The 11806-nt window shown below is 61.5% G+C and carries 9 protein-coding genes and 1 pseudogene; 8 read left to right on the plus strand and 2 right to left on the minus strand.

Features of this window, described 5'->3' with window-relative positions:
• The first annotated feature begins 5 nt into the window (after positions 1-5).
• The 5 genes and pseudogenes from Q0677_RS05370 to Q0677_RS05390 all read left to right on the plus strand — a co-directional run bounded on the left by Q0677_RS05370 (position 6) and on the right by Q0677_RS05390 (position 7354).
• Entirely contained in the window at positions 6-770 is a 765-nt protein-coding gene (locus tag Q0677_RS05370) for an Asp/Glu racemase (protein ID WP_298906767.1), read from the plus strand.
• A 112-nt stretch (positions 771-882) separates the two neighbouring features.
• Positions 883-2691 (plus strand): autotransporter assembly complex family protein, encoded by a 1809-nt coding sequence (locus Q0677_RS05375; protein ID WP_298906770.1) that lies wholly within the window; start codon positions 883-885, stop codon positions 2689-2691.
• Entirely contained in the window at positions 2691-6467 is a 3777-nt protein-coding gene (locus Q0677_RS05380; protein ID WP_298906772.1) for a translocation/assembly module TamB domain-containing protein, read from the plus strand. The genes Q0677_RS05375 and Q0677_RS05380 overlap by 1 nt, the downstream gene beginning before the upstream one ends.
• 249 nt (positions 6468-6716) lie before the next feature.
• Positions 6717-6866 carry a hypothetical protein gene (locus tag Q0677_RS05385; protein ID WP_166636230.1) on the plus strand — a complete coding sequence of 50 codons (150 nt, stop codon included), beginning with the start codon at positions 6717-6719 and terminating at the stop codon, positions 6864-6866.
• Between the two features lie 152 nt (positions 6867-7018).
• Positions 7019-7354, plus strand: a pseudogene (locus Q0677_RS05390) (TfoX/Sxy family DNA transformation protein).
• A 140-nt stretch (positions 7355-7494) separates the two neighbouring features.
• Here the strand turns inward: Q0677_RS05390 and ndk are convergent.
• The gene (ndk, locus tag Q0677_RS05395) at positions 7495-7917 is read right to left on the minus strand and encodes a nucleoside-diphosphate kinase (protein ID WP_298906780.1); all 423 of its coding nucleotides are present in this window, start codon (positions 7915-7917) and stop codon (positions 7495-7497) included.
• A 132-nt stretch (positions 7918-8049) separates the two neighbouring features.
• Between ndk and Q0677_RS05400 the strand changes: the two genes are divergently transcribed.
• Genes Q0677_RS05400 through Q0677_RS05410 form a run of 3 tightly spaced genes read left to right on the plus strand, consistent with a single transcriptional unit; the run spans position 8050 to position 11174 of the window.
• Positions 8050-9915 (plus strand): ABC-F family ATP-binding cassette domain-containing protein, encoded by a 1866-nt coding sequence (locus Q0677_RS05400; RefSeq protein ID WP_298906782.1) that lies wholly within the window; start codon positions 8050-8052, stop codon positions 9913-9915.
• A 2-nt stretch (positions 9916-9917) separates the two neighbouring features.
• The gene (locus tag Q0677_RS05405) at positions 9918-10538 is read left to right on the plus strand and encodes a MarC family protein (protein WP_298906785.1); all 621 of its coding nucleotides are present in this window, start codon (positions 9918-9920) and stop codon (positions 10536-10538) included.
• Between the two features lie 54 nt (positions 10539-10592).
• Positions 10593-11174, plus strand: coding sequence for a TIGR02281 family clan AA aspartic protease (locus Q0677_RS05410; protein ID WP_298906788.1), 582 nt, complete (start codon positions 10593-10595; stop codon positions 11172-11174).
• Between the two features lie 110 nt (positions 11175-11284).
• On the opposite strand, the gene Q0677_RS05415 is transcribed toward Q0677_RS05410, so the two are convergent.
• A complete protein-coding gene (locus Q0677_RS05415) occupies positions 11285-11806 on the minus strand; it encodes a DNA polymerase III subunit chi (RefSeq protein WP_298906791.1) in 522 nt (173 codons plus the stop codon).

An 11806-nucleotide genomic window follows, 5' to 3' on the forward strand; every position in this document is an offset into this window, starting at 1 on the left:
GCCACATGCTGAAGCTTGAGTTTGACACGGACGAAGGGATCGGAACGCGCGCCAATCTGGGCATGATCGTTCTGGAAACCGACGAAACGCTGGAAAGCGAATTCGCCCGCATGGCGGATTTGGATGGTGTTGCCCGCTATCACAGCCGCATCCCGATGGTCAGCGAGATACGTGCAGACACTCTGGCGCGGATGCTGGATGACATGCCGGCCTCGGCGAAATTGTTTCCGTCCTCGCTTTCGTTCGACGTGATCGGCTATGGCTGCACCTCGGCCTCGACCGTGATCGGATCCGACAAGGTCGCGGCGGCGATCCAAAGCGTGCGCCCTGAGGCAAAGGTGACGGACCCGCTGGCGGCGTTGATCGCGGCAGGCACATCCTTGGGAGTGAAAAACCTTGGCTTCATAACACCTTACATCCCGGACGTGTCGCTTAAGATGCGCGAGAAGCTCGAACATGCGGGCTTCACCATCACCGCGGGCGGATCGTTCGAGGAAGGCGATGACCGCGTGGTTGCGCGGATCTCTGAGCGCGCCATTCACGACGCGGCGCTGCGGGTCGCCAAGACCGCCGACACCCCCTGCGATGCCCTTGTGATTGCCTGCACCAATCTGCGCTGCCTGAATGTCATTCCACGGCTCGAGGCCGAGCTGGGCATCCCTGTTCTGTCCAGCAACACCGCCCTTGTCTGGCACATGCTGCGTCTGGCCGGGATCACCGACGAGCGGCCCAAGATCTGCCGCCTATTCGGCACGCAGCTGTCCACCTGACGCCCGCACAGCGAAAAGCTGCCGACCCGGTGTTTCCGGTGGTGCTTCCACCGGCGACGGGCTAGGCTTTCCCTCATTGGGGATGATTGTGCTGCTCACAAGGATTCTAGGTTTGAAAACGTTGACTTTCGCGCCGCTGTTGCGACGGGTTTGCCTGCCTCTTCTGCTGGCCTTTTTCGGGCAATCTGCGTGGGCGCTCGACACTGTCCAGATCACGGTTCTGGGCGATGACAGTGGCCTGAAAAACGCGATCAAAGCCGCATCGCTTGTGCAGAACGCGAAACAGGACGGCGAAACCGACCCCCGCGACGTGATGGCCGCCGCGCTGGCCGAATATGGCCGCCTGACGGAAGCGCTTTATGCCAACGGCTATTACGGCGGTGTGATCCGCATCCGTGTGGACGGGCGCGAGGCCGGACGCATTCCCGTGTTCAACCTGCCCGCCCAGATCAACACCATCGAGATCACCGTGGACCCCGGCGCGCCTTTCACCTTTGGCACCGCGCGCGTGGCCCCTTTAGCCCCGGGCACCAAACTGCCAGACGGGTTCCGCACCGGAGAACGCGCGGAAAGTACACAAATTCAGGCGGCGGCCGATGCCGCCCATCTGGCATGGCGGCAGGCGGGCCACCCCAAGGCCGATCTAACGCGCCAAAGCATCACCGCAAATCATAACCGGCACACCCTGTCGGCGGACCTGCAGTTCTCACCCGGTCCAAAAGCCCGGTTCGGCCGCATGACCCAGACGACGGACAGCGCCGTGCGGGCTGAACGGATCGCCCGGATCGCGGGCTTTCCAACTGGTGAAACCTACGCGCCCGAGGCGCTGGACAAGGTGGTGGGCCGCCTGCGCCGCACGGGGGCCTTTTCGTCGGTCTCGGTGACCGAGGCCAAGACCCTCAACCCAGATGACACTTTGGACGTTGGGCTTGCCTTGGCCAATGAAAAGCCGCGTCGCTTTGGCGTGGGGGCGGAGCTTTCCTCGCTCGAAGGCATCGGCCTGTCCGCCTATTGGATGCATCGGAACTTTCTGGGCGGGGCGGAACGCTTCCGTGTCGAAGGCGAGATCACAGGGATTGGCGGCCAGCATGGTGGCGTCGACTATCGCCTTGGTGCCCGGCTGGAACAGCCCGCGACGTTCGGCCCCGACACAACTGCGTTTGGCTATGTCAATGCCGCCTATGAAGACGAACCCGCCTATATCTCGCGCAGTGTCGATCTGGGGGCGGGGATGACCCGAATATTCTCGGACACATTGTCGGGCGAGATTGGTGTCGCGCTGCACTACTCGGACATCACCGATGTGTTCGGCGATCGTGACTTTTTCCAGCTGACCCTGCCAATTGGGCTGACCTGGGACCGGCGTAATGACCTGCTGGATGCTACATCCGGGACCTTCCTGCGCGCTGAGGTGACACCGTTCCTGTCCCTGAATGGCGGTGGCAGCGGGGCGCGTGCCTATGCCGATGCGCGCGCGTATCGCGGGCTGGGAACGGGCGGCCGCTTCGTGCTGGCGGGCCGGGTGCAAGCCGGTACAGTCTATTCCGACGACGTACAGGACATTCCGCCGGAACACCTGTTCTTTTCAGGCGGCGGGAACTCGGTCCGCGGACAACCCTATCAGTCTTTGGGTATTCCCGAAGGCATAAGCGGTCTGCGCGGTGGGCGGTCTTATCTGGCCGTCTCGACCGAACTGCGCGCGACGATCACCGACACCATCGGGCTGGTGGCCTTTGCCGATGCCGGTCACGTCAGCGATGACAGCCTGTTTGGGGGCGATGGTGACTGGCACGCAGGCGCCGGGCTTGGGCTGCGCTATAGGACCCCCATCGGCCCGCTGCGTTTGGATGTGGCCGGGCCGATTTCCGGAGACACCGGCGATGGCGTACAAATCTATCTTGGGATTGGGCAGGCGTTCTGATGATACTGCGTTTTCTTCTGGCCCTGATTGCCGCGTTCACTCTCCCCCTCGCGGCCGTGTCGCAAGACGCGTCTCAGGATGACCGCGGCTATCTTCAGGCCTTCCTAGAGGACACTCTGTCGGACACAGGGCGTGAGATCAAAATCGTCGGATTTCAGGGTGCGTTCAGCTCTCAGGCCACGGTCGACGAGATCACCATCGCGGATGGCGAAGGGATCTGGCTGTCCTTACGCGGACTGACCCTGACGTGGACCCGCAGCGCGCTATTGACTGGGAACGTAAAGATCGACGCGCTTGAGGCCGAGGAGATCACACTCTCACGCCGTCCAATCCCGGACCCCAGCCTCCCTGCCCCCGAGGCAACCGGTTTTGCCCTGCCCGAGCTGCCAGTCTCGCTGAACATTGGCAACATCCGCGCGGCGCGGTTCCATCTTGGCGAAGACGTGATCGGGCAAGCCGCCGAGATTTCGCTTCAAGGGTCTGCCGCGTTGGAAGCAGGTGCAGGAAATGCTGATCTGACCATTACCCGGTTGGATGGGCCGAAAGGGTCGTTGGCGCTGAAGGGCGGCTATGACAACACTGATCGGATCCTGTCGCTGCTTCTGTCGCTTCAAGAGAATGCGGGCGGCATGGCCGCCACCCTGCTGGGCATTCCCGGCCAACCTGCCCTTGATCTGAAGCTCGACGGGACCGGCCCCCTGTCAGATTTCGACGCCCAGATCGCGCTGGCAACGGACGGCGCACCGCGGCTGACGGGTCATGTCCGCTTAACCGAAAGCCCTGTCACCTCTGCGCAGCCGGACACGCCCGAATTCGACCGCACATATGCCCTAGAGCTGTCCGGAGATATCTCGCCCCTCCTCCATCCCGATTTCAAAACCTTCTTCGGGGATAATGTCGACGTCAGCGCGCAGGCGTCTCAGCTGTCTGATGGCACGACACGGATTGATACGCTGTCGATGCAATCTGAGGCTCTGAACGTCACCGGAAATGTGCAGCTGGCCCCAAGCGGCTGGCCCACGCGCATTGCCCTGAATGGGCGTATCGCGTCGCCAGACGGTAGGCCCGTCCGCCTGCCCCTGTCTGGTCCACGCACGCTGCTGTCCTCTGCCGACCTGACCATCGCCTATGATGCCGCCACCGGAGACCTCTGGACCGCGCGCGCCAATCTTGCCGGCTTCACGCAGAGCAATCTGAGCATTGACGCGGCCACCTTGTCCGGGTCGGGGCAATTGCGCGCCGGTGTGGACGGGGGTGCGTCGCTGATCGACGGTGCCGTGCGGCTGGTCGCAAACTCCATTCAGCCGAAAGGCCCCGAGCTGGCGGCAGCCATCGGCACCGATCTGACCGGCGCGCTGCAGTTCAACTGGCAAAGCGATGACGTTCTGGCGATCTCAAACCTGACACTGGCAGGCAAGGACTACGACCTGACGGGCGACGTAGCCCTGTCGGACTTCGCCAACGGCGTGGTCGCACGTAGCGATACGCTACGTCTAAACGCAGGTGATCTTTCGCGGTTCTCGGGCCTTGCAGGCACGCCTTTGTCGGGACGCGTGGTCATAGGTTTGGCTGGCGAAAGCAACCTTCTGGGCGGCGCTTTTGATCTGCGTCTTGCTGGGCGCGGTGCTGGGCTGGGCGTAAACCAACCGCAACTGGACGCAGTGATCGGTGGGCAGAGCACGCTCGCATTGCGCGCGGTGCGTAACACAACCGGCACCCAGATTGAGGGCTTGGAACTAAAGACCGAGAAGGCGCTGCTGACGGCCTCGGCCGATCTGACGAGCCGTGAATCGACGGCCGACATCTCGCTGCTCCTGCCCGATGCAAGCGCCGTCGACCCGAAGCTTCGCGGCCCGGCCCATCTGACCGCATCTGTGCTGCAAATTGGGACGGATCTGCGGGTTCAGACGGACTTCACTGGCCCCGGTGAGGCGACGCTGAACGGCACGACCCATGTGCGCTTTGCGGACGGAATCGCTGAGCAAATCGACGGCACATTGCGCGGAGACATCGTGCAGCTTGCCCCCTATAGCGGCTTGGCACAGCGCCCCCTGTCTGGCGGGCTGCAGTTTGACGTGGGTGGCCAACTACGCCCCGAAAGCGGCGACTTCACAATTGAGCTGAACGCGATCGCCACATCCCTTGGCACTGGGATTGCACAAGCAGACGCTCTTTTAAGAGGTGAAAGCACCCTGTCTTTGGCGGCTCAGAGCGCAGGCGATGCACCGGTGTCGCTAGACCACTTGACCCTGCGCAGTGACGCGCTGTCCCTGACGGCCAAGGGTACGCCTGCGGATCAGGGAACCCGCGTCACGTTCCAGTCGCGCCTAACGGATCTTGGCCTGATTGCCGACGGCATATCCGGCCCGGCCGAGGCACAGGGCAGTGCGGAACTGACAGGGGAAAGCTGGCGGGTTGCAGTAAACGCCACTGGCCCCGCAGGCGTGAATGGGCGCGTGGACGGCACGCTCAGCGTGGATGGCACAGAGGCCGATCTGACCCTGTCTGGCACCGCGCCGCTTGCACTGGCCAATCCGATGATCCGGCCCCGGCTGGCCACGGGCACCGCCAGCTATGACTTCGCCCTGCGCGGCCCACTGGACCTTGCGTCGCTTTCGGGCACGCTGACCACACAGGACGCGCGCGTGGCCCTGCCGCGTTTGAAACAAGCCATCGACATCAACAGCGGACAGGTCACCTTGGCGGGCGGGACCGCAACGCTGGACATCCAAAGCTCGGTCGCGGCGGGTGGTCGGATTGCAACATCGGGAACGATTGGCTTGGCCGCGCCGATGCAGGCCGATCTGTCGATCCTGCTGGATCAGCTGCGCCTGACGGACGGCGCCCTGTTCGAGACCACCGTGAATGGCAATGCCAATCTGCGCGGACCGCTACAGGGCGGAGCCACTTTGCGCGCCGAGATCGACCTAGGACGCACGGAACTGCGCGTGCCAGAAACCGCCCCCGGCACCCTGCCCGTCATGGCGGGCCTGAAACATGTGGGCGAACCGGCGGCCGTGCGCCAGACGCGGCAGTTCGCGGGACTTATCGTTGAGGCGAGCCCCACGACCACCGGACGCCCTTACCCGCTGGACATTACACTGAATGCGCCCGGGCAGGTCTTTGTCCGCGGACGGGGGCTGGATGCAGAACTGGGCGGATCGCTGCGCATCACGGGCACCAGTGCAAACGTCATTCCGCAGGGCGAGTTCACCCTGATCCGCGGGCGACTGGACATGCTAGGGAAGCGCCTGACCCTGACCGAGGGCGATGTGAGCCTGCAGGGTGATTTCAACGCCTATCTGCGCTTCCTGGCCGAAGCCCGCGCCGAAGATACGGACATCAGGATCGGCCTGACCGGCCCGGTCTCGGAGCCCGAAATCAGCTTTACCTCGTCCCCCGAGTTACCCGAGGACGAAGTTCTGGCGCGCCTGTTGTTCGGAAAAGACATCACCCAGATCTCGGCCATTCAGGCGCTCAGGCTGGCCGCTGCGGTCCGTACGCTGGCCGGCAAAGGCGGCGAAGGTGTGCTGGGCCGTCTGCGCGGCAGTTTCGCGCTGGATGATCTGGACGTGACCACGGATGAAACGGGGGCAGCCTCGGTTCGTGCGGGCAAATACATCTCGGAAAACATCTATACCGACGTCACGGTCGGCGCAGATGGTAAAGCCGAAGTGAATTTGAACCTGACCCTGTCCCCATCCCTGACCGCACGCGGCAGTTTGGGGTCGGATGGCGAAACGGGTGTAGGCGTTTACTTCGAACGCGATTATTAACCGATATTTTTACGTTTTTTCTGTGGGTTACGACGCGATCTTGCGATCCACACCATGGCTGTACCGTGTTTTTTGCCCGCGGTTCACATGTCGCAGCTCAGCCACACCTTTTCACTTTGGAAACAATTTGTGTTCATATTTTTACGATTATTGCGCGACGATATGTTAACATGTGAAGGCCGAAAGGCTCCTGTGGGGAAACTTGTGCGTCCAATTCGTGGCGCGTCTAATGAGTAGTGGAGCAAGGATATGGCTAGGGAAAAAACCGAAGAAAAGCATAAACCACCGTCTGGCGGCACGCGTTACGTGCATGTCAAGGCACCGCCCAAGCGGGATCGCACCCGCACGGACGAGCCGAAAGAGCCGACGGTTCTATTTACCGATTGGGCCAGCATTTAAAGCGTTTCTGGTTCACGCAATTTCAAGACGCATCGCTTTTCGCGTTCGACCAAAGGGAGAGGCAGCGAAGAAGCGATCCAAATGGAGCCAGATGCGCTTATTTGGGCTTGATACGGGTTTAAGATTTTAACTGTACCGACTAACCTCGGCACATGAGCGATCCTGTATCATCCATTTGAAATCTCGGAGAAGTCTCGGACGCGGTCTATGCCCGCGCAGGCATCCATACGGCCGAAGAGCTCCGCACCCTCGGCCCAGACGAGGCCTATCGCCGCCTATTAGCCACAGGCTCCCGCCCCCACTTCATTGCTTACTACGCCATGGTCATGGGCCTTCAGGGCCGCCCTTGGAACGACTGCAAGGGCAAGGAAAAAGACGCCCTGCGCGCGCGGTTTGATGCGTTGAAGGTCGAGGCTGCGGCAAAGGCGTCCCCCGAAGACAAAATGGAAGCGATCTTGGATGAGATTGGCATTCGCCAATCATCATAGCGTTCGGTGGCTCACGGTGTGAGCCTGAGGGGCGCTGCCCCTCGGCCTACGGCCTCACCCCGAGGTATTTTTGGCAAGAGGAAATAAGAAATGCCGCCCGAGTTTCCCCGAGCGGCCTTTTCGTCTTCTAGAAAAGTGGCTTACCCGACCAGTTCGAGGCCCGAGAAGAAGAATGCGATTTCTTCTGCTGCGGTTTCCGGAGCGTCCGAACCGTGAACCGAGTTTTCACCGATCGACAGGGCGAACTCTTTACGGATGGTGCCTTCTGCGGCTTCTGCCGGGTTGGTTGCGCCCATAACTTCGCGGTTTTTCGCGATGGCGTCTTCACCTTCCAGAACCTGAACAACGATCGGCTCCGAGATCATGAACTCGCACAGTTCGCCAAAGAAGGGGCGTTCAGCGTGTACACCGTAGAACTGCTGAGCTTGGGCCAGGGTCAGTTGGATGCGCTTCGACGCAACGATACGCAGGCCAGCTTCTTCGAACTTGGCGATGATTTGGCCAGTCAGGTCACGCTTGGTTGCGTCGGGTTTGATGATCGAGAAAGTGCGTTGGATAGCCATGATGGTCTCTCTTTTTCGGTTGGGCGCGCGGAACGCTACCGGGCGCGATGTGATTTGCGGCCCCCGTAGCATGGCGCGCGTGTTTTGAAAAGCCGCGATTGACGGGCGCGGATGGGTAAGGCACATGGAACCATGCTGAGGATTTCTGACATCACCTATGCCGTTGAAGGCCGCCCGCTTTTTGAAGGGGCGTCGGCCACCATTCCAGACGGCCACAAGATCGGCCTTGTTGGGCGCAATGGCACCGGCAAGACCACGTTGTTTCGCCTGATCCGAGGCGAGCTGTCGCTGGAATCAGGTGACATTTCCGTGCCTAAAGGTGCGCGGATTGGCGGGGTGGCGCAGGAAGTTCCGGCCTCGCAGACATCCTTGTTGGACACGGTGCTGGAAGCGGACACCGAACGCGCGGCCTTGTTGGCCGAGGCCGACACCGCCACCGACCCCATCCGCATTGCCGAAATCCAGACCCGTCTGGCCGATATTGATGCGTGGAGCGCGGAGGCGCGCGCCGCCTCGATCCTGAAGGGCTTAGGGTTCGACGATCACCAGCACACCCTGCCCTGCGCTGATTTCTCGGGCGGCTGGCGGATGCGCGTGGCGCTGGCGGCCGTGCTGTTTGCCCAGCCTGATCTTCTGCTGCTCGACGAACCGACCAACTATCTGGACTTGGAAGGTGCGCTCTGGCTTGAGCAATATCTGACAAAGTATCCGCACACCGTGATCGTGATCAGCCACGACCGCGGGCTGCTTAATCGCTCGGTCAGCGGCATTCTGCATTTGGAAGACCGCAAGCTGACGCTCTATCAGGGCCCTTATGACACGTTCGCGGAAACCCGCGCGGCCCGTCTGGCGGTGGCAGAATCGGAGAACAAGAAGGTCGAGGCCCGCCGCGCCCATCTGCAAAGCTTTGTGGATCGCTTTCGCTATAAGGCCTCCAAGGCGGTTCAGGCACAGTCGCGTCTTAAGATGATTGAGAAGCTAAAGACGATCACGACCCCGCAGGAGGCCGCGCTGAAGGCGTTCTCGTTCCCAGAACCCGAGGAGCTGTCGCCCCCCATCATCAACATGGAAGGCGCCGCCACGGGCTATGGCGAGGTCGAGATCCTGTCGCGCATGACCCTGCGCATCGATCAGGATGACCGCATTGCGCTTCTGGGCAAGAACGGTCAGGGAAAGTCTACGCTTTCCAAACTGTTATCAGACAGACTTGACCTGATGTCTGGCCGCATGACCAAGTCATCGAAGCTGCGGATCGGCTATTTCGCGCAGCACCAGATGGATGAGCTGTACCCTGATGAGACCCCGATTGATCACCTGCGCCGCCTGCGCCCGGATGAACTTCCGGGCAAACACCGCGCGCGGCTCTCGGGCTTTGGGCTGGGCGCAGATCAGGCAGAGACCGAGGTTCGGCGGCTGTCAGGCGGCCAAAAGGCACGCCTGACGCTTTTACTGGCGACGCTCGACGCCCCGCATCTGCTGATCCTCGACGAACCGACCAACCATTTGGACATCGAAAGCCGCGAAGCGCTGGTCGAGGCGCTGACCGCCTATACCGGTGCGGTCATTCTGGTCAGCCACGACATGCATCTACTGAGCCTTGTGGCGGATCGTCTATGGCTGGTGAAGGACGGGCGTGTAGCACCCTTTGAGGGCGACTTGGAAGACTACCGCAAGTTGCTGCTAACCGACGATCGCGCCGAGCAGGCCGCGAAAAAGCAAGAGGCCCGCAAGGAAAACGCCAAGGCAAAACGCGCAGATCGCGACACGGTCCTTGCCTTGCGGTCCGAGCTACGCAAGGCCGAAGCCCGGGTCGAGAAACTGGAAGACATGCGCGAAAAACTGGACGCGAAGCTCGCCGATCCGGCTTTGTATGAGGCGGGAAATTCGGATGATATCGCGGTCTGGCAAAAGAAACATGCCGAGGTGATGGAGGCCATTGAACGGGCCGAAAACCTGTGGATGGAAGCGCAAGATAACCTTGAAAAAGCAGAGGCTTAAAGATGGACTTTGATCTATTCGTTCCGTCCTTCGTGACCCTGTTCGTCGTGATGGATCCCATCGGCATTTCGCCGTTGTTCATGGCGTTGACACAAGGGATGAGTGCTGCCAAACGCCGGGCCGTCGCGATCCGTGCCTGCCTGATCGCGGGTGTGCTTCTGACCCTCTTTGCCTTCCTTGGCGAGGGCGTGCTGGGCTTTCTTGGCATCTCGATGCCGGCCTTCCGCATCGCGGGCGGGATCCTGCTCTTGCTGACCGCGCTCGACATGCTGTTTGAACGCCGCACGCAGCGCCGGAAAGATCAGTCGGAAGAGGCGGAAAGCGACGACGACCCGTCCGTCTTTCCGCTGGCCATGCCGCTGATCGCCGGTCCCGGCTCGATCGCCACGGTGATCCTGCTGGCGGGCCAAGGCGACGGTTTGGCGGGCGTTGGGCTGGCTCTGGTCGTGATGTCGCTGGTTCTGGTCATCGCCTTCGTCCTGTTCAACGCGGCCCCGCTGCTGGAACGCCTGCTGCGCGAGACCGGGATCAAAGTCGTCACCCGCCTTCTGGGCATGTTGTTGGCTGCTTTGGCGGTGCAATTCGTGCTAGAAGGGCTGCGCGATTTCGGACTTATGGGATAACACGCGGCATGCTGACCCGGTGACATTCCCGCTGGGCGTTCCTATATCGGACCTATGACCGGAGACGATATCGCCAGACTTGCCTATCTTGCCCTGCTGCTGACCGCCGTGGGTGGCTATTTCGTTGCCGAAAGCCGCGCCAATCTGGGACAAAACCTGCGTTATGCGCTGATCTGGGCGCTGATTTTTGTGGGCGCTCTGGCGGGGGTCGGGCTGTGGAATGATATTCGCGACGACATCTCTCCGCGCCAAGGCGTCATTCAGGACACGGGCGAAATCGTGTTGCCACGCGCATACGACGGACATTTCTATGCGACGCTCAGGATGAACGGGCAACCCGTTGATTTTATAGTTGATACCGGGGCCAGCAACATCGTCCTAACGACAGAGGACGCCGCCCGTATTGGCGTCGAAATGAACGCCTTGCGCTTCTATGGCCGCGCGATGAGCGCCAATGGCGAGGTCCGCACGGCCCCCGCCCGCATCGCCAATGTCGAACTTCTGGGTGTTCAGGATTTCGGGGTCGAGGTCTGGGTGAACGAGGGCGAGATGCCGCGGTCTCTTCTGGGCAACGATTATCTGCAACGGTTTGAGAAGATCGAAATCAGCCGCGATCAATTGGTGCTGACACGCTAACATCCGTCGTCGGCCATGCTTTCGGTGGCTCACAGAGTGAGCCTGAGGGGCGCTGCCCCTCGGCCTACGGCCTCACCCCGAGGTATTTTGGGCAAGAGGAAGAGGTATGGTTACGCGTCCTCGGGCGCGGTTGAGGCTTTCATTTCCCAACGTCCGCTTTCCTGGCTCCAGTATTTTGCCGTGACGCCTGCGTTTTTCACCGCCATCCATTGGGTGCGCGCATGGGCCACCGCGTCGGGGTCGTTGCCGTCAAACACCACGAACACGCGTGTATGTCCGCGCATGTCGTCTTCGGAAATCTCGGCCCCGTCGATGGCCATCAGGGCTTGCGCGTCGTTTGGAGCATCGGGGGACGACGTCAACAGGATCGGTTGGAGTGCGTCCTGCGGACCGCCTGCCTGCCCGTGGGGTAGAAACCCGTCTTCCGGGGTCAGCCACAGCCGCTCATCCAGCCAGTTTAGCCGCGCTGCATTGGGGCCGCGCACGCAGACGCGCCAGCCCGCTTGCAGGCTGCGCTCAAGCAACATCGGAAGGGCAGCTTCCAGCGGGGACCGGGTCAGGTGATAGAAGAAGACCTCGCCTTGCGCGGCGCCTTCCGTTCCTTTGCCTTCGGTCCCTGCTGAGTCTGTCAT

Source organism: uncultured Aliiroseovarius sp., assembly GCF_947492455.1.
Classification (GTDB): domain Bacteria; phylum Pseudomonadota; class Alphaproteobacteria; order Rhodobacterales; family Rhodobacteraceae; genus Aliiroseovarius.